This window comes from Roseovarius sp. E0-M6, from assembly GCF_037083845.1.
In the GTDB taxonomy this organism is placed as follows: Bacteria; Pseudomonadota; Alphaproteobacteria; order Rhodobacterales; family Rhodobacteraceae; genus Roseovarius.
In genome coordinates, this window is the sequence record NZ_JBAPLA010000002.1 from 151,204 (window position 1) to 171,992 (window position 20,789).

Genomic DNA, 20,789 nt, shown 5'->3' on the forward strand with positions numbered 1-20,789 from the left:
ACCGGATCCTTTAAAAATCGAGATTTTCAACGTTCAGCGCGTTTTGCTGGATAAAGTCACGGCGTGGCTCGACCACATCGCCCATCAACTTGGTAAAGAGGTCATCGGCCTCGGCCACGTCATCCACGCGTACCTGCAAAAGGGTGCGTGCATCGGGATCAAGCGTGGTTTCCCAAAGCTGATTCGGGTTCATTTCGCCCAGCCCCTTGTAGCGTTGCAGCGCGAGTCCCTTTTCACCCTCTTTCAGGATCGCATCCAGAAGGTCGAGCGGTCCATAAATCGCCTGCCCGCGATCCTTGCGCATCAATGTGGCAGGAAGCGCATAGACATCCCGAAGCGCCTCGGTCAGTTGTCCGATGCGCCGCGCCTCGCCGCCCCGCAGGATGGGGCCGTCAAGGGTTCGCACCTCCTCGACCCCGCGCAGCATACGCGTCAAACGGATGCCGTGATCCTGCGTGATCCGCCCAGACCAGCCGCGTTCGTATTCAAAGGCGATCAGGTCCAGACGTTTGGCCACCGCATCGGCCACGCCCTGAAGATCGCTATCCGCGCGGCCCGTCATGAAGGCACCCGCGATTGCGGCCTGTTCAACGATGTTGCGGGGATAATGCGTCGGGAACGCCTCGATGATCCGCTTGGCCTGCCGGGCCTCTTCGACAACGCGAACCAGATCGCGCCCGATGATCTCTTCGCCCGACCCAAGCCGCAGGACCGCATCCTCGGTCCCTTGCGCGATGAGATAGTCCTCAAGCGAGGGCTGATCCTTGAGATAGACCTCCGACTTGCCCCGGCTCACTTTGAAGAGCGGCGGCTGTGCGATATAGAGATAGCCCCCTTCGATCAGTTCGGGCATCTGCCGATAGAAGAACGTCAAAAGCAATGTTCGAATATGCGCCCCGTCCACGTCGGCATCGGTCATCAGAACGATCTTGTGATAGCGCAGCTTGGAGATGTCGAATTCGTCCCGACCGATCCCCGTGCCAAGCGCCATCACCAGATTGCCGATTTCCTGACTGCCGAGCATTCTGTCGAATCTTGCGCGTTCCACGTTCAGGATTTTGCCCTTGAGCGGCAAAATGGCCTGCGTGCCCCGGTCACGTCCGGTTTGCGCACTGCCGCCGGCGCTGTCGCCCTCAACGATGAAAAGCTCGGTCTTGGTCGGGTCTTTGGACGAACAGTCCTTGAGCTTGCCAGCAAGGAAATTGACATCCATCGCAGACTTGCGACGGGTCAGCTCGCGTGCTTTGCGGGCCGCTTCGCGGGCCAGTGCCGCCTCGATGATCTTGCCCACGATCTGCTTGGCTTCGTTGGGGTTTTCCTCAAACCACTCGGCAAGCTTCTCGTTCATCAGGCCCTCGACCGCGGGGCGCACCTCGGAGCTTACAAGCTTGTCCTTGGTCTGAGAGCTGAACTTGGGATCGGGCACCTTGACCGATAGAACACAAGTCAGCCCTTCGCGCGCGTCGTCCCCGGTAAAGTTGATCTTTTCGCGCTTCGCGATGCCGCTCGACTGGGCATAGGCGTTGATCGTCCGGGTGAGCGCACCACGGAAGCCGGCCATATGGGCCCCTCCGTCGCGCTGCGGGATGTTGTTGGTAAAGGGCAGCACCGTCTCGTGGTAGCTGTCGTTCCACCACATCGCGACCTCGACGCCGATGTCGTCGCGCTCTCCGGTGATGAAGATCGGCTCATCGATCATCGCGCTCTTGTGGCGATCAAGATACTTGACGAACTCCTTGACCCCGCCCTCATAGTGCAACTCGGTCTCAAGCGGCTCTTCGGGGCGCTCGTCACGCAGAAGGATACGCACGCCGGAATTGAGAAAAGCCAGCTCTCTCAGTCGCCGCTCAAGCGTTTCGTAGTTGAAGTCAAGGTTCGAAAATGTCTCGGTCGACGCAAGAAAGCGCACCTCAGTGCCCTTCTTGCCGTTGGCGTCGCCCACCACCTCGAGGTGCTTGACGGTCTCCCCTTTTTCGAACCGGGCGACATGCTCCTTGCCGTTGCGCCAGATCCGCAGTTCGAGCCATTCACTCAGCGCGTTGACCACGGAAACGCCCACACCGTGCAGACCGCCCGAAACCTTGTAGGAGTTGCTGTCGAATTTCCCGCCGGCGTGTAGCTGGGTCATGATGACCTCGGCGGCGCTAACGCCTTCCTCCTCGTGGATCTCGACCGGAACACCCCGGCCATTGTCGCTGACTGAAACGCTGGAATCCTTGTGGATCACAACCCTCACGCGGTCCGCATGACCGGCCAGCGCCTCGTCGATACCGTTATCCACCACCTCATAGACCATGTGGTGGAGGCCCGAGCCATCATCGGTGTCACCGATATACATGCCGGGCCGTTTGCGAACGGCCTCCAAGCCCTTGAGAACCTTGATGGAATCTGCGCCATATTCATCGCGCGCGGCTGCTGCCTCGGACATCTTTGAAATCCTTGTTCGTTTCGCTCGTTTTTAAGGGTTTCACAGGGGAATGTCACGCGCCGGCGGCGACTATTTTCCGCCGATCAAATGGCAATTCAAGCCTGTTTTTCATCAAGTTTCGTGATCCCGTCCACATCGCTCAGCGAGACCCGCTGAGCGCGGTCTTCCAGTTCGGCAAAAAGCTCGGGTCCGGTGCCTGTCATCCATGCCTGCGCTCCGAGGGCGCAGACCTCGTCATAGAGCGCCGCGCGCCGTGACGCATCCAGATGGGCCGCCACCTCATCCAGAAGAAGAATGGGGGGTGCGCCGAAATCATCGCGAAGCGCGCGCGCATTGGCGAGGATGAGAGACACAAGGAGCGCCTTCTGCTCGCCCGTGGAACAATCTTCGGCAGGGACGCCTTTGGCGGCATAGACACCGCGCATATCCGCCCGGTGGGGGCCCACCAATGTGCGCCCGGCGGCCAGATCGCGAAAGCGGCTTTCGGAAAGGGCATCACGGAAATCGCTTGACGTCGCGGGCATCGCGCCCTCGGTCGTGGTCAGTTCGAGTTCGGCCACCGGAAAGGCCGTTGCCGCCCCCGCCTGTGCCGTCGCGATCCGGTCAAGCACGCGAAAACGGTTATCGTGAAGCGCCACGCCCGTCTCGGCCATCTGCCTTTCGAGTGCGACATACCAATGCCCGTCACGCACCTGATCCTTGAGCAAGCGGTTGCGCTCGCGCATGGCCTTCTCATAGGCGATCGCAAGATCGGCATGCTCGGGGATGAAGCTCATCGTCATCCGGTCGAGAAAGCGCCGCCGCCCCTCGGCCCCCTCAATCCAGAGGCGGTCCATCGACGGCACTAGCCACAACAGGCGCGCAATCCGCCCCAGAGCCACCTGCGCCGCTGGCTTGCCATCAATCTTGGTGCGCCGTGCCGCGCCTTCCTCCGAGGTGATTTCAATCTCGTGCACTTGATGCAGTGAATGCAGGACCGCCGTCACCTTCCAGCCCAGAGCTTCGGGCCGACGGGTCATGTCTTGTGCCGCCGCCCGCCTCAGGCCCCGACCGGGGGACAACATCGAAACGGCCTCTATCAAGTTGGTCTTGCCCGCCCCGTTGGGCCCGAAGATCGCGACCGGGCGCTCATCAAAGCGAAGTGCCGACCCCTTGTGAGACCGGAAATGCGACAGGGTCAGGGAAGACAGCCAGAGACCGGCCATTCATGACTCTTCATTTTGCAGGCAACATACGGCGACCGGCGTTTTCAAACGCGCATCGGCATGACGACATAGACCGCCGTCGTGTCGTTCCCTTCGCGCATCAGGGTCGGATCGCCTGAGGAGTTGAACAGGAAGACAGCGTTCTCACGATCCACCTGACTAGCGATTTCAAGAAGGTATTTCGCGTTGAAGCCGATCTCGAGCCGTTCATCGCCATAGGCCACGGCCAGTTCTTCTTCGGCGGCACCACTGTCGGGCGCATTCACGGACAGGATCAGCCGGTCTTCGTCCAGCGCCAGCTTGACCGCCCGCGAACGTTCGGAACTGACGGTCGCGACGCGGTCCACGGCCTTGGCGAATTCGGCGGCATCCACCTCGAGACGCCGGGTATTGCCCTGCGGAATGACGCGGGTGTAATCGGGGAACGTTCCGTCGATCACCTTGGACGTGAGCGTGATCTCGGGCGTGGCGAAACGTATTTTCGTCTCGCTGACCGACACCGCGATGCTGGCGTCGTCATCCTCAAGCAGCTTACGAAGCTCACCCACCGTTTTGCGCGGCACGATCACGCCCGGCATCTCGGCGGCTCCATCAGGCAGGTCCGCATCGATCCGGGCAAGGCGATGGCCGTCCGTCGCCACACAGCGCAGAACCTTGCCGCCATCCGCCTCGGAGACGTGCATGTAAACACCGTTGAGGTAATAGCGTGTCTCTTCGGTCGAAATCGCGAATTTGGACTTGTCGAACAGGCGGCGAAGCTCGGGTGCCTTGGCCGAGAAGTTCGATGCGTATTCCGAACTCGCCATGACCGGGAAATCTTCCTTGGGAAGCGTGGCGAGGTTGAAGCTCGACCGGCCCGCCTCGACCGCAAGACGCCCTGCCGCGCTATCGTCGGTAAGCGTGACCAGCGCGCCATCGGGAAGCTTGCGCACGATCTCGTGCAGCGTGACCGCCGAAACGGTCGTGGCGCCCGCGCGCTCGACCGTGGCGTTCGCCTTGTCGACCACCTCGATATCAAGGTCGGTGGCACGGAACTGCACCGTGTCGCCTTCGGCCTCGATCAGCACATTGGCAAGGATCGGAATCGTGTTCCGCCGCTCGACCACGGATTGCGCCTGGGATACCGCCTTGAGCAGCGTGCCGCGTTCGATGCTGAACTTCATGTTCTTGCTCCCTCAGAAGGCGTCCTGTGACGCCGGGAGGGGCAAGGTATCACCTTTGCCCCTCCGCTCAACTCATTTATCATGTTTTGAGACGTATCGCGAAAACCGTCAAGTGCCGCTCGGCAGACGCGTGTTATTCTTCCAGTGTGCGGCGCAGAAGCTCGACATCTTCGGCAATCTGGACATCGTTCCGGCACAGTTCCTCGATCCGGCGCACGCCATGCATCACCGTGGTATGGTCGCGCCCGCCAAAGCGGCGACCGATTTCCGGAAGAGAGCGGCTCGTCATCTGCTTGCACAGGAACATGGCCACCTGACGCGGACGCGCATAGACGCGGAGGCGCTTGGGCCCGACAAGGTCGCTCAGGCGAATATTGTAGTGATCCGATACCTGGCGTTGAATCTCTTCGATCGTGACCTGACGCTCGGAGGCGCGCAGCACGTCGGCAAGGCAATCCTGAGTCAGTTCGAGCGAAATTTCCTGTCCCACCAGCGAGGCGAAGGCAAAAAGCCGTGTCAGCGCGCCTTCGAGCACCCGAACATTCTTGGTGATGCGATGCGCGAGGAATTCAAGCACGCCGTCCTGTAGCACCAGATCAGGATACTGGTCGCGGTAATACTCGACCTTGGACTGAAGAATCCCAAGGCGAAGTTCATAGTTGGTGGGGTGCAAATCCACCACGAGACCGCACTGAAGACGTGAGCGAATACGCTCTTCGAGGTTCTCGATCTCACCCGGGGCACTGTCCGCCGATATGATGATCTGCTTGCGCTGATCCACCAAAGCATTGAACGTATGGAAAAACTCCTCTTGCGTGCTGTCCTTGCCGGCGATGAACTGGACGTCATCGACCATGAGAACATCGACCGAGCGGAACATCTCCTTGAAGTCCATCATCTTGCGTTCACGCAGGGCCTGAACAAAGCGGTACATGAACTGTTCCGCCGAAAGGTAAACGACATTCAGACTGGGCTTCTGGTCCTTCAACTCCCAAGCGATGGCGTGCATGAGGTGGGTCTTACCAAGGCCGACGCCGCCATAAAGAAACAGCGGATTGAACGTCACAGGGCCGCCTTCGGCCACCCGCTTGGCCGCTGCATGGGCAAGCTCGTTGGGCTTTCCGACGACAAATGTATCGAACTTGAACCGCGGATCGAGCGGCGCTGTCGGAATTCGGCTCTCGGACGACCCCTGATATCCGGGCGTCGCTTCACGCTTCGGGGTCGGGCCGGACGTGGTCGCACCGCCATTGGCGGTAAGCGGCTTTTGCGGAACGGTAAAGTTCACGCGGCGGACCGAAGGATCGATGGTCTTGATTTGATAGAGAAGCTGATCTCCGAATGTCTGCGAGACATAAGACCCGAAAAAGCTTGTGGGCACGGCGAAGGACATAACGCCATCTTCCACGCCAACCGGCTCAAGCGGAGCAATCCAAGTGGTGAAGTTGTTACTACCGATAGTCTGTTTGAGTTCCTGCTTTAGCTGACCCCAGTCGTCATTTTTCATTATCTTTCGGTCCACGGTTTCGTCATGTTTCATTAAACCCGACGCACCTCGCGCCGGGACTCCCGACGCGATCCAGACGCTATTGCAAACCGTGCGATGACCAGACATCCGGCAACAGGAAACATGCCCCGATAAAAGGGAAGCCACATTCCTTACATACCCAATTTCAAGGCGATGGCTGTCCCCTAGCCATGTGCCTCTGGAACACAGATTTGCGCCTTTTCGGACATGCCGCAAATCCCCCAAGATTTGCGTTCCAATCAAGACCTGTCAGAAGCCGTGCTTCGCGGTCAGATTTGGAATCAGCCTGTCCCCCCAAGCGTGAATCGCAGGTCCAAGTTAGCAATCTCTCGGGCAAGGCGGCAACTTAACTTCACGCTTGACTCGGAGAATGCGTGAAAAGAATCCTTCGGCCTTTGCGGCCACGAAAAAGGCGCCCCGAAAGGCGCCTTTTACGATCAATGCTTTAGCCGAATAAACTCAGCCCAGCGCCTTCACGCGGGACGACAGGCGCGAGATTTTCCGCGATGCTGTGTTCTTGTGGAAAACGCCTTTGGTGACGCCGCGCATGAGTTCGGGCTGGGCGGCGCGGAGAGCGGCGGCTGCGGCGTCCTTGTCGCCCGAGGCGATGGCCTCTTCGACCTTGCGAAGATAGGTGCGGATGCGCGAGCGGCGCGCCTTGTTGACGGCGAAACGCTTCTCGTTTTGGCGGGCGCGCTTCTTGGACTGGGGCGTATTTGCCATGATTTTCAGACCTTTATATCGGGTTCTATTGCATATGTCTTAGCACGAGGGTCAACCCGATCCGGCAGTCCGAATGCCGGTGTGATTCTGGCCGGAGCGGGCCGCACGCGCATGTATGGTCGCGGCATATAGCGACTTTCGCCCCGAAAGCAAAGCCCCAATCGGCACGTCGGCATACACGTCGGCATTCACGTCAGTATCACGTCGGTGCGTCGGGACGTTGCGTTAACCCTATGCGGGGCGCTGCGCCAACGAAAATGCCCGCCGCGTCGGGGACGGGCGGGCATCAAATTCAGCTGGATCACGCGGATGCTTCACTTGTCGCGGAACTGCGCCTCGCGCTTTTCGGCAAAAGCGGCCATGCCTTCCTTCTGATCCTCGGTCGCGAAGAGCGACTGGAACACACGCCGCTCAAAGAGCAGGCCCTCACGCAGCGGCACCTCGTAGGAGCGGTTCACGGACTCCTTGACCGCCATGACGGAAATCATCGACTTCTCGGCGATCTTGTTCGCCGCCGACATGGTTTCCTCCATCAGCTTCTTGGCGGGCACCACGCGGCTCACGAGTCCTGCGCGCTCGGCCTCGTCGGCATCCATGAAACGACCCGTGAGGTTCATGTCCATCGACTTGGCCTTGCCGATGAAACGGGTCAGACGCTGTGATCCGCCCATGCCCGCCATGACACCGAGATTGATCTCGGGTTGGCCGAACTTCGCAGTGTCCGAGCAAATGATGAAATCGCACATCATAGCCAGTTCGCACCCGCCGCCCAGCGCATAGCCCGATACGGCGGCTATGATAGGTTTGCGGATACGGGTGATTCCTTCGGCCTCGGGACCAAAGATATCGCTTCCGAACGCCTCGACAAAGCCCATCTGGCTCATCATCTTGATATCGGCCCCGGCGGCGAATGCCTTTTCCGAGCCGGTGATCACGATGCAGCGCACCTTGTCATTTTTCTGCGCCTCATCAAGCGCCTTCACCACCTCGCCCAGCAACTGATCATTCAGCGCATTCAGGGCATCGGGGCGGTTCAGGGTGATAAGGGCGACGTGGTCTTCTACTTCGACGATGATCGTCTCATAGGCCATGGATTTTCGCTTTCGCTTGTTCCTGTCTGGACCGCGTTCATAGCACTGATCGGGCGCTGTTCAACCTATCTTTGACACTGCGGACAGAAGAACGATGATCGCCCCGATTGCACAATCCGTGCCACTTTCGCCGTGCATCCGGGCGCGCGACAGGCAAGCCCCTCGCGGTCATAGACATCGAAGCGGTGCTGAAAATATCCTAATTCTCCATCAGCTTGCCGGAAATCGCGCAAGGATGAGCCGCCTGCGGCGATGGCATCGCGAAGCACGTCGCGAACAATCGGAACGAGCAAGGCAATCCGCCGCGCGGCGATCCGGTTTACCCGGCGCCGGGGCGAAATACCTGCGCGAAAAAGAGCCTCGCAGACATATATGTTGCCCAGCCCAGCCACGATTCGCTGATCAAGGAGAGCCGATTTGACCGGCATGGTCCGGCCCTTGAGTGCTGTGACGAGATACTCTTCATTGAATTGGTTGCCCAGCGGCTCGGGTCCGAGACGGGCCAGAAGCGGGTGCGTCGCGGCCTCGGACGTGGGCATGAGATCCATCGCGCCAAATCGACGCGGATCGTTGAACGTGATACGGGCCCCGTTATCCATGTGCAGCACAACGTGGTCATGCTTCTCGGGGGCGGGGTGATCATGGGCGAACACACCGAGTGGATCGCCGGACACGAGCATTCGCCCGGACATGCCCAAATGGATGAGCAATGTCTCGTCCGAGGCGAGATCAGCGAGGATATACTTGGATCGCCGCCGCAGCCCCAAGACCGTTTGGCGGGCGAGCCGCGCACCCATGTCACGCGGAAACGGCCAGCGCAGATCCGGGCGATTCACTTCGGCGCGGGCGATGATCGCCCCCTCCATAACGGGGGCCAATCCACGGCGGACGGTTTCGACCTCGGGCAATTCGGGCATGGTGGATCCTCGTGTGGCGGATACTGGCGTATATAACGCGCGCAGTCGTTGCTAAATGCCCAATTTTCGTCGGCCTACTGCCTCAGTGAGGCCGCTTCTGTCACGGACCGCTGAGGCCGTCTAATTGAACAGGGGGTTTGCGATGACACTGGTAAGATTGGGACTGATGACGGTCGGGATCACTTTGGTCGCTTTGGCCGTGATCGGCGCGGCATACGAATGGCAGGCCCAGCAGCCAGACGGCGGTGGCGCGACTGCGATGGCAAGCGCGAAGACGACACCGGAGCCGGGGCAATTTCTCGAGCGTAGCCGCCATGATTTCCGCATCCGCCAGCTCTCGACCTACGAATTTGCCCCCTCGCAGGCCACGCGTGATCTGGCCAGTCGGCACACAGGGTGGAACGGGTTGCACAAACGTGTTTGGTACGAAGTTGTCCCCGAAGGTCGGTCTGACATGCCTTTGGTGATCTTGCTGCACGGATCCGGGCGCGACGGTCTATCCCTTGTCGAGATGTGGAAAGATGTCGCCGCGCGGGAAGGTGTGGCGCTTCTGGCACCGGACGGCATCGGGAACGAATGGTCATTCAGCGAGGCCGACGCCCCTTTTCTCGCCATGGTCGTCGACAGGATGGCGGAGGCACACGGGATTGATCGCAACCGGGTCTATCTTTTCGGACATTCGGCGGGGGCCGTTTACGGGCAATATCTTCTCAATCGGGTCGAGGGGCCGTGGTCCGCTGCTGTTCTGCACGCCGGATACGCGCCGACCAAGATCATGCGACCACCAATGACGGCCAAGCCATTCAGGCTCTATCTCGGGACAAAGGACCATATCTTTGCGGTCGAGAATGCACGAACGACGGCAAAGACACTCGCCACGATGGGTCATGACACCGAGTTGATGCTGATTCCCGGTCACACGCATTGGCTTTATCAGGTCGGCCCACAGATTGCGGCCGACGCGTGGATGTGGCTCGACGGGCTGCCGCGCCCGTAATAACGTCGCATTGTCACCGCCCCCCGGCACCATATAAGGAAGGGGCGAAACATCACAGGGCAAGACCCATGAGCGAGAAAACCACGCATTTCGGGTTCGAAACTGTTCCCGAAGACGAGAAGGCCGGCCGCGTCAAAGGCGTGTTCGGGTCGGTCGCGTCGAAATACGACGTCATGAACGACGCGATGAGCATGGGCATTCACCGGGTCTGGAAAGATGCGATGATGGACTGGCTCTCGCCGCGTGCGGGCCAGCGTCTTCTGGATGTGGCGGGCGGCACTGGCGATATTTCGTTCCGGTTTCTCAGGCGGGCGGGCCGGGGCCATGCCACCGTTTTGGACCTGACCGAACCGATGCTGATGGAGGGCCGCAAGCGCGCCGAAGCCGCACAGATGGCCGAGAGCCTTGACTGGGTGGTGGGCGATGCGATGGCCCTTCCGTTCGACGATGCCACCTTTGACGTCTATACGATCAGCTTCGGGATTCGGAATGTTACCCGCCCCGACGCGGCGCTTCGCGAAGCCTTTCGCGTTCTGAAACCCGGCGGGCGGCTTATGGTGCTGGAGTTCAGCCAGATTCCCAACGACCTGATGCAGAAGGCCTATGACCTTTATTCTTTCAACATCATACCGCGCATGGGGCAGGCCATCGCCGGAGATCGCGACAGTTATCAATACCTTGTCGAATCGATCCGGCAGTTCCCGGATCAGGCTACGTTTCTCGGGATGATCCGCGATGCCGGGTTCGAAAACGCGAAATACCGCAACCTGACCATGGGTATCGCCTGTCTTTATTCCGGCTGGAAAATCTGAAGCATGCGGGGACCGCACAATATTCTGCGTCTCGTGCGCACGGGTGCCACGATGGAGCGCACCGGCGCGATGGGCCTGATCATGGAGGCGATGGATGCGCCGCCATTGGTGCGCGGCACGCTCAGGTTTCTGGCCTGGCCGTTTCAATGGCTGGGCTATCGCGGCGATCCGGGCGCGCCACCGGCGGTGCGGGCGCTCTCGGCGCTGGGTCCGGCCTATATCAAGTTCGGCCAGATCCTTAGCACGCGGCCCGACCTTGTGGGCGACGACCTCGCCACCGAGTTGCGGGTGTTACAGGACAAACTGCCGCCCTTTGATGTGGAGACCGCCAAAGACAGTATCGAAAGTGAGCTCAGCGCGCCGGTGGACGCGATGTTCGATGATTTCAGCGCGCCCGTCGCGGCAGCGTCGATCGCGCAGGTGCACAAGGCGCGGCTTCGCGACACGGGCGACGACGTGGCCGTCAAGGTGCTTCGTCCCGGTATCGAGCGGGCGTTCCGCAAGGATATCGACGCCTTCTATTTCGCGGCCAAGATGGTCGAATTCCTGTCGCCCGCGTCCCGCAGGCTCAGACCCACGGACGTGATCGCGCATTTCGAGGGCGTGGTGATGGGCGAGCTTGACTTGAGGCTTGAGGCGGCGTCGGCATCGGAATTCGCCGCGAATACCGAAGGGGATGAGGGGTTCGGCCTACCGGATGTAAAGTGGCATTTGTCGAGCCGCCGGGTGATGACGATGGGTTGGGTGGATGGCACGCCGCTGGGTGATAATGCGGCGCTCGATGCGGCAGGGCATGATCGTGCCGCGCTGGGCGAGCGGGTCTTGCAGCTTTTCCTCAGCCATGCGCTGCGCGACGGGTATTTCCATGCCGACATGCATCAGGGCAACCTCAAGGTCGCGCCGAACGGGGACATCGTGGCCTATGATTTCGGGATCATGGGGCATATCGACGAATACACGCGCCAAGTCTATGCCGAGATCCTTTATGGGTTCATCAAGCGTGATTACCGCCGGGTGGCCGAGGTGCATTTCGAAGCCGGGTATGTGCCGGCAGACCGTGATGTCGACGAATTCGCTCGTGCGCTGCGCGCCGTGGGCGAGCCGATCTTCGGCATGGACGCAAGCCGGATTTCGATGGGCAGCCTGCTCAGCTATCTTTTCGAAGTAACGGAGCGGTTCGGGATGGAGACGCGCACCGAGCTGATCCTGTTACAGCGCACGATGGTCGTGGTCGAGGGCGTGGCCCGGTCGCTCAACCCGCAGATCAACATCTGGCAGGTGGCAAAGCCGGTGGTCGAGGATTACATCCGGGCGTCGATCGGGCCGAAGGCGGTGGCCAAGCACCTTGGCCGCACGGCGCAGGTGATCGCACGGTTCGGTCCACGCCTGCCGCAGATGGTGGAGGCCGCGTTGGTTCGCCAGAGCGCCGAGCCCGCGCCAACCCCGCCACGCCGCAAGCGCCGGGATATAGTCCTGGCCGGGGGCGTGGGCGCAGGGGCCGGTGCAGCGATTGCCTTGCTTGTATCATGGCTCGTCTGAGGGTGAGATCGCGGCGCATTGGGGCACCAAATGAAAAAGGCGGCCCTGAGGCCGCCTTTCTCTAAATCACTCGTGATCCTGAAGATCAGGTGTCGTCGCTCGAGTCGATGGATGCGATCGCGATAACACCGATCGCGATACCTGCTGCGATCAGGCCGGGCGACGGGTTGAACCCACCTTGCGTCGAAACGAAGGGGTCCGCGCTCGTGTTGGCATCCTGAGCTGCGACGGGCGCAGCGGCGGCCGCGGCAATCGCGGTAGCAGCTGCAAGAGTTGCAAATTTTTTCATAACTTTTCTCCAAACCAGTTTCTGGCGCGTGGTCACCCACGCTCGCTTATGAATATTACATAGCCTGCTTGCGAAAAAAACCATTTTTATTTCTATCTTGGCTTTCAAGCGAGCCGCAGCTGGTAAAATCTGTTCGACGGGCAAAACTGTCGCATTCTTGCAGCGGTTTCATACAGAGTTACGCAAAGAAATCACTTCATCAGCCTTGATTTCCTGACCATTGTCCAAAACGAGTCGGGTGCCGCCGGATGTATTCCGGGCCTCGAGGATTTCAGCCGACTGAATGACCGGGGTCGAGGCAAGCAATGACTCACCCGAATATGATTCGGTCGCGAGGGTGTAAGTGCCGTTTGGCAGGGGGGCGCCGTTGTCGCCCACGCCTGCCCAATCGAACTCACCTCCCTCAAGCGGAACCTGAAGCGTCTGAACCGTGGCTCCGTTCTGGTCACGCACGACAAGCCGGGCCTCGGTCGCGCCCGGCTCGGTGCTCAGGTTGACGGGGACCGGGGCGCCATCGAAGACAACCGGCATTTCCGCCCGCGCGGTCATTCCCACCCAGCCAAGAAGCTGCCCCATGCCCAGAGCCCCCAGCCTGTCACCCAAAGAGCTTAGGATATCATTGGTGCGGACTTGCTGCTCAACGGAGGAGAATTGCGCCAACTGAACCGCGAAATCCGAGGATTCGACCGGGTTCAGAGGGTCTTGATTCTGCATCTGAACGGTCAGCATCCTGAGAAAGGTCTCAAAATCCGAGCTAAGCGCCGGCGCACCCGAGCCCGAGGTCGCGGTGGCTGCGCCGCCTGAGGCGGCTGCGGCGGGTGTCTGTGTCTGTGTTACGTCCATGTTCTTTCCTTTGCGGAGCGGCCATCGCCGGTGTGGATAGGATAAGGCTCAGATACGGATATCGAGCCCGTCAAGCGCCACCCGAAGCGCCCGGCCTTGTGCAGGATCGGAAGTATCTTCCAACGCAGCGGTCAAAGCATCGACAGGCGCCTCTGCCCGCTCTCCGCTATCGGGGCTGCGGTGCTGTCCTTGGAAAAAGCTGAACTCGGACCGTTCATAGCCCATATCGCGGAAATCCTGACCGAGGATGTCGATATGCCGCCGAATGAGGTCAAGCGTTTCGGGGCGCTCGGCGGTGATAGACACCGTCATCGCCGCATCTCCGGGCGTCATGGTGAGCCGCACACGGCCAAGTTCGGCCGGGTTGAGCGTGATTTCGATCTTTTGTTCACCGTTTGAACTTGCGGGGGGTGCGACATGGGCCACGATCTGCCGCGTGATATCCGCGGCACGGGGCTGTGACAGGACCGGGTCGACAAGGGTGCGGGCGACCTCGGGGCTGGCACGCGTATCGACGGAGGCAACCATTTCGGGGAAGGCGGTTGAGTCAGCCTGTGTCATCCGCGCGCCGCCGACAGCAGGCTCGGACCAAAGCGCGCCCTGCGCTGCCTGAGCTTTGGCGAGATCGACCGCCGCCCGATCAGGTACGGGCGGTTTGGACCACGTTTCCGATAGGCCCGATTGCGTGGCGCGGGCCACCCGGTGCAAGTTATCTGCCTTGGCGTGCGGCAGATCATCGTGCGCGCTTTGTGCCAATTGGCGCTGTGGGCCTGAAGCGCCCGCTTGATCGGGTATTGAAGCCGAGCCGTTGTGCATGGCTGTGGCCACCTTGGGCGCGGCACCGGCAATGTCCGATGCCTCATGGCCAGCTTGCGGTGCATTGCGCGGGGGGTGCATGAACATGGCCTCCCGAGGCGAAGCATCCTGTGCGCGGCCAGCATGGCCCGCACGCGGTTCTCCGGGCAGAAGATGAGCGGTATCATCTTGCCCTCCTGTCACCTGGCCCGGCGCCTTGTCAGTCTGTTCATGGCCGCGCGCGATGCCCATGTCAGCAGGGCTCTGCGCGGTCTGCGATGCGGCAACGGATGCGCGGCTATCCGCAGGCTGATCTGCGACGATATTGGACGTCGCCACGGCGCCCCTTTCAGTTTCCGAACGCATAGGCGCTGACATCGAGCCGGAAACGGCACTGGCCCGGGACACTGGCACAGCAGGCGTGGACGCAGCCAAAGGCAAGTCACCAGCCTTTCGCAACAGGGCAGGCGGCACATCGTTGACCGCGTCAGCAGGGTGCGCGATGCGCGCCTCCTCTGTCGTGAGAGCATTGCGCGAACCAGGGGGGCCGCCCTTGGATAGCTTTTCCACGGTTTTGAAAACCGGGTCGGAATGTGTGCGCGGCGCGCCGGGCCATTGTCCCTGCTCTTCGGTTGGTGGGGCGGGCCAATCTGACGGCAAGCCGGGGTGCGGTCGGGCGGGCGCGCGCTTCGTCATCTCGGGCCCAAGAGACAGATCGGGCCCCACTTGAGGCAAGGGGGTGTCCTGCTCCGAAGGCTCATCAATTGTTGGTGCGGTATCGGGTGATGCTTCGGCGTCCGGCGCGTTCTGCAAAGGCGCGTCAGTGACCCGCGCAGCGGTCTTTGCCGGGTCACCATCCTTGGTATCATTCGCAATCGCCGCCTCCTTTGGCGGAGGCAATGTTTCGGCTGGCACCTGTCCCTCGGCCAGAAGAATATCATCACCTCCACGGAAAACCGCAGCGAAGGCAGCAGACCCGGCAGGGGCCACATCAATCTTTGCCTGCGACGGCGCGGCGCGCGTCACCTCGGGAGAGCGGGCAGAAAGCAGGGTTTCGAACATGATGCAGGCTCCGGGATTTCTTCCACGAGGACATGCTTCTCAGATTTCGGTTACCGCTTCTTTACCGCTTTGCTGTTTATTGGCCCCAACTCATTTCAATTCGAGGCAAATCCGTGACCGAGTTCTTAGCCATTACCCAACAGTTCGCACAGGGCCCCACGCCGCAATCCCCCGCTCGGGCGCAGGACGCCGCAAAGAAGCTTGAGTCGGTTTTCCTGTCGGAAATGCTTAAATCCGCGGGTCTTGGGGAGCAGGAGAACAGCTTTAGCGGAGGGCCCGGCGAAGCGCAGTTCGCCAGTTTTCAGCGCGATCTTCTGGCCGATGCCATCGTCGAGAAGGGCGGGATCGGACTCGCCGAAATGTTTTTCAGGGCCATGATGGAGCAAAGCGATGACACATGATCAAGCGCAAATACTGATGGATAAACTTGACGATCTTCTGGAGGCCGAGCGCGATGCGCTACTTGCCGGTAAGATCGACCGGATCGCCCCTCTGATCGAGGACAAGGACAGGGTGGTCGGCGCGCTCAACGCGCTTGAAACACCGCCCAACGGTCTTGATCTTCTGCATGGCAAGCTTGACCGGAACCAGACACTTCTGAACGGCGCGCTCATCGGGATCAAACGGGTGGCGACCCGAATCGCCACCCTCAGGCGGATCCGTGAAACGCTGGAAACCTATGACAGCGACGGCAAACGCCGGACCATTCAGGGCGAGGTTGTGCGCAAGGTCGAAAAACGGGCCTGATCCGAAGTTGACTAAAATGCCGCCAACATGGGCGGCGGGGTTTAGCATTCCATTAGCACCTCGGCGGGCATGGTGCGTCTGCATCCCTCAGGATGGCACAAGTCGCACCACGCGATCTGTAGAAGTCAGAACGACTGCCGAGACCGCCCAGTTCAGGGACGGGACGTGTAACCGGTGCAAAAGCATCGAAAACCAAAGGATCATGCTATGTCGAGCATTCTGACGAACAACAGCGCAATGGTTGCGCTTCAAACCCTCAAATCGGTCAACACCAATCTGGCCAAGACCCAGGACATGATTTCAACGGGCAAGAATATTGCTACCGCCAAGGACAATTCGGCCATCTTTGCCATTTCCAAGGTGATGGAATCCGATGTGAGCGGCTTCAAGGCCGTCTCAGATTCGTTGTCACTGGGTGAATCGACAGTGGCCGTGGCCTCGGCCGGGGCCGAACAGATCACCAACCTGCTGAACGAGATCAAGGAAAAGGTCGTTGCCGCGACGGGTGAAAACGTCGACCATACCAAGATCTCAGCGGATGTGACCGAGTTGACCAACCAGGTGAACTCGGTCGTTTCGGCATCACAGTTCAATGGTGCGAATCTGCTGAACACCGCAGGGGGCAACATCACCGTTCTGTCCTCGCTTGACCGTGACGCGGGCGGCACGGTGACCGCATCAAACATCACCGTGGCATCGGTGGATTTCGAGACCAATCTGGACCTGAGCGATATCGACGTCTCAAGTGCGACCGCGGCGGATGGGTCTTTGGCCAACATCGAGACGCATATCCAGACGGCGGTTGACGGTGCCGCTGCGCTCGGGGCCTCGGCCAAGCGGATTTCCGACCAGAACGAGTTTGTCGGCAAGGTGACTGACGCCATCAAGTCGGGCATCGGTTCACTGGTGGATGCCGACATGGAGGCGGCCTCGGCCCAGCTTCAGGCGCTTCAGGTGCAGCAGCAGTTGGCGACCCAGTCGCTCTCGATCGCCAACCAGGCACCGCAGGCGATCCTGTCGCTCTTCCGCGGCTAAGGTTGAGCGCCGGGGGCGCCTGACTGGTGCCCCCGGCCCACCCCATGCCACGCAATTGACCAGCCCCGAAAGGATCAGATGTGAACGCGATTCGACAGGCTAAGACCGCCTATGGACCTGGCGCCAACTCGATCAAGACACCGCGCGGAGCCGAATACGAAACCCTCGCACGGGTCACGATGCACCTCAAGAATGCCCAAGACCGCGGGCCGGAAGGTTTTGCCGAGCTTGTGGCGGCGCTGCACGACAACCGCCGCCTATGGACCATCCTCGCCAGCGATGTGGCGGACCATAACAACCCGCTTCCGCCACAGCTTCGCGCGCGTATCGTCTATCTGGCCGAATTCACGCAGCTTCACAGTCAGGCGGTTTTGAACCGCACGGCAAACGCCGACCCACTGATCGAGATCAACAGCACCGTGATGAGCGGCCTACGAAACCGGGGGGCGGCATTGTGAGCGGCCTTGTCCTGAAGCTCGGCCCGAGCGAACGGGTTCTGATCAACGGCGCAGTAATCGAGAATGGCGATCGACGGTCGCGGGTCTCGATCCTGACACCCGGGGCAAATATCCTGCGCCTGCGAGATGCGATTCATCCCGAGGATGCCAACACCCCGGTCCGCCGGGTCTGTTATGCCGTGCAACTGATCCTGTCCGGTGATGCCGATCCCGCCGATGCCCACCTCTCGCTGCTGCGGCACATTGAGGAGTTGAGCAGGGTGCTGACCGATCAGGACAGCCGCGCCCATCTGACCCAAGCGACAGAGGCGGTCTTTGATGAGCAGTATTACCGCTGCCTGAAGGCCCTGCGCGCCCTTTTGCCACGCGAGGCCAGACTTCTGGCACATGCCGCGTCGTGACCTTTCAACCTGTCATACCGACCGGCGGTTTTGCCGGATGGCGCATCTTGAAGGCGACCATGCCAGCCCAGCGTGAAAGCTTTGATCAGGCACCGCGACTTCAGCGTGACACCGCCTATTTCGAAGCCAACATCGGCACCGTGACCAAAGCCGAAGACCTCGTGGCAGACCGCAGATTGCTTCGGGTGGCTCTTGGTGCATTCGGGCTTGGCGATGACCTCAACAACAGGGCGTTTCTGCGCAAGATACTCGAGGATGGATCGGTCGAAAGCGACGCCTTGGCAAACCGCCTCACCGATTCGAGATACCTCGCCTTCGCCAAGGAATTCGGCTTTGGTGATCCGTCCGGCGTGCGCACCGGCGATCCGGGCTTTGCCGAACGGATCACCGGGCAGTTCCATGCCCGCGAGTTCGAGATTGCCGTGGGAAATCAGGATCAGGCGCTACGCCTCGCACTCAACGCCGAGAGAGCCCTGCCCGAGACCGTCGGAACAGGCAGCGAGAGGACAAAATGGCTTCGCATCATGGGCGATCCGCCGCTCCGGGAGGTGTTCGAGACGGCTCTGGGCGTGCCAAGAGGGTTCGGGCAAGCCCCCCTTGACCGGCAGGTGGAGGAATTCTCGGACAGGGCACAGCGACAGCTTGGTCTAGAAAGCCTTTCAGAGCTTGAAGATCCAGCAAACATGGAAAAGCTGGTTAAGCTTTTCATATTACGTGATCAGGTGGCTGGGTTCGCCACTCAGACACCCGGTTCAGCCGCGCTGACCCTTTTGCAGAACATGCGCCCCGTGCGGGCGTGACACCGCCTCCATGCCGACCGCATCAGACCGGCACGGATGACGGCCGTCGCTCAGGCGCCCAAGGCGGGCCGGTCGCCCTGTGGCGGGCCCGGTGGCACGCTGGCCGGACCTTGCTGCCGGGGGGAACGCGCCGACCCGGCCCGCCGCAACATCAGCGCGAGCCGGTCGAAACTGTCGCTGATTGCCCCGGCTTCCTTTTCGGCGAGAAAGGCATCAAGTTCGGGCCAGGCGCGCACCGCCTCATCCAGTGTCGCATCTCCGCCCTCGCTATAAAGCCCTGCGCGAATCATCGTCTCGGACCGGTCATAAGCACCCAAGAGAGCCCGAGCGCGCGAGATGAGCGCATTCTCGTCATCGGTGGCCGCCGCAGGAAGGCTCCGGGAGACGGAGCGCAACAGGTCAATCGCGGGATAACGCCCGCGCTCGGCGATCTCACGGTCCATCACGACATGACCATCGAGCACACCGCGCAGGATATCGGCCACCGGCTCGTCCATGTCCGAGCCCGCGACCAGAACACTGAGAAGGGCGGTGATATCGCCCTGCGCGCCCGCTCCCGGTCCGGCCCTTTCGCATAATGACATGATCATATGCGCGGTCGAGGCCGGATAGCCGCGCAGCGCCGGCAATTCGCCTGCCGCCACCGCAACCTCGCGGTGGGCCTCGGCAAAGCGCGTGACCGAATCAGCGAGGAAGAGCACATGCGCCCCCGCGTCGCGAAAATGTTCCGCCACGCACATCGCTGTCCAGGCACAGCGCCGCCGGATCAGAGGCGAGCGATCCGAGGTGGCCGCCACGACGACCGACCGGCGCATCCCGTCGCGGCCCAGCACGGTTTCGACGAAATCCCTGAGTTCGCGCCCGCGCTCCCCGATCAGGGCGAACACGACCACATCCGCCTGCATGTGGCGGCCAAGATGGCCCAGAAGGCTCGACTTTCCGACGCCTGATCCGGCAAATAGGCCGACACGTTGACCGCGCACCACGGGCAGCATCGTGTTGAACACGGCCATCCCCGTATCGAGCCGCGGGCCCATCGCACGGCGTGCAGATGCGGCCGGCGGCCCGGACCGAAGTGCGCGCGGCACCGCCCCCCGCATCAGAGGCTTGCCATCAAGCGGTAGACCGAACGGATCTATCACACGTCTGATCCAACTCCGGGAAGGGGCGATATCATCGTCACGTTCGACCACCACGCGATCCCCAAGGGAAACGCCGACCGGCGCGTCCTCGGTCAGGATCAGGGCCGTATCGGCATCCATTTGCAGGATTTCCCCATAGAGCACATGCGCCGTAACATCGTGGCTTCGGCGTGTGATGGCGACACGGTCCCCAAGGCCCGCGCTCTGTGCAAGGCCGCAGGCGCGCAGGGTATGACCGCTGATCGACGTCACGCGACCGACGACATGCCCCGCCCGTAATGAAGCGATTTCGGCGCAGAGGCCGGACAACTCGGGTGCGAACATAGAACTCTCCAAAAATCTTCTGAAAACAATTTCTAAAGGAATCACGGTTAAGCCTTGGTTGAAACGACCCGAAGGAATTGTCCGATGTTCCAGAATCTCGAAGTATTTCAACTGGCACACATGATGGCCCGTCATGCCGGAACCCGGCAGGCGGTTGTGGCGCAGAATATCGCCAATGCGGACACGCCCGGTTATGCGTCGCGCGATGTGCAGCCCTTTGGCGATCTTATCGGCATGACCGGCGCGGCCTCCGCCACGTCGCTGCGCGCGACACGACCGGGTCATCTGGGTGCTCACGACAGCGCCACGCCCGCCGTGGTCTCTGACCGGCGCGATGCCATAGCGGACCCGAACGGCAATTCCGTATCGCTCGAGACGGAAATGATGACGGCGGTGCAGGTCAAACGCGATCACGACCGCGCGCTCGCAATTTACCGTTCCTCGCTCACCATCCTGCGCAGCGCTTTGGGCCGCAGATAAGGAGACCTGA

21 protein-coding genes are annotated in these 20,789 nt (G+C 61.0%); 10 read left to right on the forward strand and 11 right to left on the reverse strand.

Annotated features, from left to right (window positions below; genetic code table 11):
• Positions 1-10: 10 nt before the first annotated feature.
• The 7 genes from gyrB to mutM all read right to left on the reverse strand — a co-directional run bounded on the left by gyrB (position 11) and on the right by mutM (position 9,055).
• A complete protein-coding gene (gene gyrB, locus V8359_RS07120; protein WP_336428075.1) occupies positions 11-2,428 on the reverse strand; it encodes a DNA topoisomerase (ATP-hydrolyzing) subunit B in 2,418 nt (805 codons plus the stop codon).
• Between the two features lie 95 nt (positions 2,429-2,523).
• Positions 2,524-3,633, reverse strand: a complete 1,110-nt coding sequence (recF, locus tag V8359_RS07125; protein WP_336428076.1) for a DNA replication/repair protein RecF — start codon at positions 3,631-3,633, stop codon at positions 2,524-2,526.
• 44 nt (positions 3,634-3,677) lie between these two features.
• Positions 3,678-4,796, reverse strand: a complete 1,119-nt coding sequence (gene dnaN / locus V8359_RS07130; RefSeq protein WP_336428077.1) for a DNA polymerase III subunit beta — start codon at positions 4,794-4,796, stop codon at positions 3,678-3,680.
• A gap of 133 nt (positions 4,797-4,929) precedes the next feature.
• Entirely contained in the window at positions 4,930-6,303 is a 1,374-nt protein-coding gene (gene dnaA / locus V8359_RS07135; protein WP_336428078.1) for a chromosomal replication initiator protein DnaA, read from the reverse strand.
• A gap of 480 nt (positions 6,304-6,783) precedes the next feature.
• On the reverse strand, positions 6,784-7,047 hold the full coding sequence (gene rpsT, locus V8359_RS07140) for a 30S ribosomal protein S20 (RefSeq protein WP_336428079.1): 264 nt from the start codon (positions 7,045-7,047) through the stop codon (positions 6,784-6,786).
• Positions 7,048-7,361: 314 nt separating this feature from the next.
• Complete coding sequence (locus V8359_RS07145) at positions 7,362-8,138, reverse strand: enoyl-CoA hydratase (protein WP_336428080.1); 777 nt, start codon at positions 8,136-8,138, stop codon at positions 7,362-7,364.
• 65 nt (positions 8,139-8,203) lie between these two features.
• On the reverse strand, positions 8,204-9,055 hold the full coding sequence (gene mutM, locus V8359_RS07150; RefSeq protein ID WP_336428081.1) for a bifunctional DNA-formamidopyrimidine glycosylase/DNA-(apurinic or apyrimidinic site) lyase: 852 nt from the start codon (positions 9,053-9,055) through the stop codon (positions 8,204-8,206).
• A 142-nt stretch (positions 9,056-9,197) separates the two neighbouring features.
• Here mutM and V8359_RS07155 point away from each other — a divergent pair, with 142 nt between their 5' ends.
• The 3 genes from V8359_RS07155 (at position 9,198) to ubiB (ending at position 12,403) form a co-directional block, all read left to right on the forward strand.
• Entirely contained in the window at positions 9,198-10,052 is an 855-nt protein-coding gene (locus V8359_RS07155) for an alpha/beta hydrolase (RefSeq protein ID WP_336428082.1), read from the forward strand.
• A 68-nt stretch (positions 10,053-10,120) separates the two neighbouring features.
• Positions 10,121-10,864, forward strand: coding sequence for a bifunctional demethylmenaquinone methyltransferase/2-methoxy-6-polyprenyl-1,4-benzoquinol methylase UbiE (gene ubiE / locus V8359_RS07160; RefSeq protein ID WP_336428083.1), 744 nt, complete (start codon positions 10,121-10,123; stop codon positions 10,862-10,864).
• A 3-nt stretch (positions 10,865-10,867) separates the two neighbouring features.
• On the forward strand, positions 10,868-12,403 hold the full coding sequence (gene ubiB, locus V8359_RS07165; RefSeq protein WP_336428084.1) for a 2-polyprenylphenol 6-hydroxylase: 1,536 nt from the start codon (positions 10,868-10,870) through the stop codon (positions 12,401-12,403).
• An 85-nt stretch (positions 12,404-12,488) separates the two neighbouring features.
• On the opposite strand, the gene V8359_RS07170 is transcribed toward ubiB, so the two are convergent.
• The 3 genes from V8359_RS07170 to V8359_RS07180 form a co-directional block, all read right to left on the reverse strand.
• Positions 12,489-12,692: a hypothetical protein gene (locus V8359_RS07170; RefSeq protein ID WP_336428085.1), complete on the reverse strand. Its 204-nt coding sequence runs from the start codon at positions 12,690-12,692 to the stop codon at positions 12,489-12,491.
• Between the two features lie 168 nt (positions 12,693-12,860).
• Positions 12,861-13,535: a flagellar hook capping FlgD N-terminal domain-containing protein gene (locus tag V8359_RS07175; protein WP_336428086.1), complete on the reverse strand. Its 675-nt coding sequence runs from the start codon at positions 13,533-13,535 to the stop codon at positions 12,861-12,863.
• Positions 13,536-13,583: 48 nt separating this feature from the next.
• Positions 13,584-15,392, reverse strand: a complete 1,809-nt coding sequence (locus tag V8359_RS07180; RefSeq protein ID WP_336428087.1) for a flagellar hook-length control protein FliK — start codon at positions 15,390-15,392, stop codon at positions 13,584-13,586.
• A 113-nt stretch (positions 15,393-15,505) separates the two neighbouring features.
• Here V8359_RS07180 and V8359_RS07185 point away from each other — a divergent pair, with 113 nt between their 5' ends.
• From V8359_RS07185 to V8359_RS07210, 6 genes are all read left to right on the forward strand, one after another.
• On the forward strand, positions 15,506-15,793 hold the full coding sequence (locus V8359_RS07185; RefSeq protein WP_336428088.1) for a rod-binding protein: 288 nt from the start codon (positions 15,506-15,508) through the stop codon (positions 15,791-15,793).
• Entirely contained in the window at positions 15,783-16,139 is a 357-nt protein-coding gene (locus V8359_RS07190; RefSeq protein ID WP_336428089.1) for a flagellar protein FlgN, read from the forward strand. The genes V8359_RS07185 and V8359_RS07190 overlap by 11 nt, the downstream gene beginning before the upstream one ends.
• A 207-nt stretch (positions 16,140-16,346) precedes the next feature.
• Entirely contained in the window at positions 16,347-17,174 is an 828-nt protein-coding gene (locus V8359_RS07195; RefSeq protein ID WP_336428090.1) for a flagellin N-terminal helical domain-containing protein, read from the forward strand.
• An 80-nt stretch (positions 17,175-17,254) separates the two neighbouring features.
• A complete protein-coding gene (gene flaF, locus V8359_RS07200; protein WP_336428091.1) occupies positions 17,255-17,632 on the forward strand; it encodes a flagellar biosynthesis regulator FlaF in 378 nt (125 codons plus the stop codon).
• Complete coding sequence (gene flbT, locus V8359_RS07205) at positions 17,629-18,033, forward strand: flagellar biosynthesis repressor FlbT (RefSeq protein ID WP_336428092.1); 405 nt, start codon at positions 17,629-17,631, stop codon at positions 18,031-18,033. The genes flaF and flbT overlap by 4 nt, the downstream gene beginning before the upstream one ends.
• A 59-nt stretch (positions 18,034-18,092) precedes the next feature.
• Positions 18,093-18,833 carry a DUF1217 domain-containing protein gene (locus V8359_RS07210; RefSeq protein ID WP_336428093.1) on the forward strand — a complete coding sequence of 247 codons (741 nt, stop codon included), beginning with the start codon at positions 18,093-18,095 and terminating at the stop codon, positions 18,831-18,833.
• A 50-nt stretch (positions 18,834-18,883) separates the two neighbouring features.
• Here V8359_RS07210 and V8359_RS07215 read toward each other — a convergent pair whose 3' ends face one another.
• The gene (locus tag V8359_RS07215) at positions 18,884-20,299 is read right to left on the reverse strand and encodes a FliI/YscN family ATPase (protein ID WP_336428094.1); all 1,416 of its coding nucleotides are present in this window, start codon (positions 20,297-20,299) and stop codon (positions 18,884-18,886) included.
• Positions 20,300-20,383: 84 nt separating this feature from the next.
• Here V8359_RS07215 and V8359_RS07220 point away from each other — a divergent pair, with 84 nt between their 5' ends.
• The gene (locus tag V8359_RS07220) at positions 20,384-20,779 is read left to right on the forward strand and encodes a FlgB family protein (RefSeq protein ID WP_336428095.1); all 396 of its coding nucleotides are present in this window, start codon (positions 20,384-20,386) and stop codon (positions 20,777-20,779) included.
• The last annotated feature ends 10 nt before the right edge of the window (positions 20,780-20,789 follow it).

What these genes read in the sequence shown, in the direction of transcription:
- gyrB (WP_336428075.1), bottom strand. Translation starts at nt 2,428, where the DNA reads ATGTCCGAGGCAGCAGCCGCGCGCGATGAATATGGCGCAGATTCCATC.
- recF (WP_336428076.1), bottom strand. Translation starts at nt 3,633, where the DNA reads ATGGCCGGTCTCTGGCTGTCTTCCCTGACCCTGTCGCATTTCCGGTCT.
- dnaN (WP_336428077.1), bottom strand. Translation starts at nt 4,796, where the DNA reads ATGAAGTTCAGCATCGAACGCGGCACGCTGCTCAAGGCGGTATCCCAG.
- dnaA (WP_336428078.1), bottom strand. Translation starts at nt 6,303, where the DNA reads ATGAAAAATGACGACTGGGGTCAGCTAAAGCAGGAACTCAAACAGACT.
- rpsT (WP_336428079.1), bottom strand. Translation starts at nt 7,047, where the DNA reads ATGGCAAATACGCCCCAGTCCAAGAAGCGCGCCCGCCAAAACGAGAAG.
- V8359_RS07145 (WP_336428080.1), bottom strand. Translation starts at nt 8,138, where the DNA reads ATGGCCTATGAGACGATCATCGTCGAAGTAGAAGACCACGTCGCCCTT.
- mutM (WP_336428081.1), bottom strand. Translation starts at nt 9,055, where the DNA reads ATGCCCGAATTGCCCGAGGTCGAAACCGTCCGCCGTGGATTGGCCCCC.
- V8359_RS07155 (WP_336428082.1), top strand. Translation starts at nt 9,198, where the DNA reads ATGACACTGGTAAGATTGGGACTGATGACGGTCGGGATCACTTTGGTC.
- ubiE (WP_336428083.1), top strand. Translation starts at nt 10,121, where the DNA reads ATGAGCGAGAAAACCACGCATTTCGGGTTCGAAACTGTTCCCGAAGAC.
- ubiB (WP_336428084.1), top strand. Translation starts at nt 10,868, where the DNA reads ATGCGGGGACCGCACAATATTCTGCGTCTCGTGCGCACGGGTGCCACG.
- V8359_RS07170 (WP_336428085.1), bottom strand. Translation starts at nt 12,692, where the DNA reads ATGAAAAAATTTGCAACTCTTGCAGCTGCTACCGCGATTGCCGCGGCC.
- V8359_RS07175 (WP_336428086.1), bottom strand. Translation starts at nt 13,535, where the DNA reads ATGGACGTAACACAGACACAGACACCCGCCGCAGCCGCCTCAGGCGGC.
- V8359_RS07180 (WP_336428087.1), bottom strand. Translation starts at nt 15,392, where the DNA reads ATGTTCGAAACCCTGCTTTCTGCCCGCTCTCCCGAGGTGACGCGCGCC.
- V8359_RS07190 (WP_336428089.1), top strand. Translation starts at nt 15,783, where the DNA reads ATGACACATGATCAAGCGCAAATACTGATGGATAAACTTGACGATCTT.
- V8359_RS07195 (WP_336428090.1), top strand. Translation starts at nt 16,347, where the DNA reads ATGTCGAGCATTCTGACGAACAACAGCGCAATGGTTGCGCTTCAAACC.
- V8359_RS07210 (WP_336428093.1), top strand. Translation starts at nt 18,093, where the DNA reads ATGCCAGCCCAGCGTGAAAGCTTTGATCAGGCACCGCGACTTCAGCGT.
- V8359_RS07215 (WP_336428094.1), bottom strand. Translation starts at nt 20,299, where the DNA reads ATGTTCGCACCCGAGTTGTCCGGCCTCTGCGCCGAAATCGCTTCATTA.
- V8359_RS07220 (WP_336428095.1), top strand. Translation starts at nt 20,384, where the DNA reads ATGTTCCAGAATCTCGAAGTATTTCAACTGGCACACATGATGGCCCGT.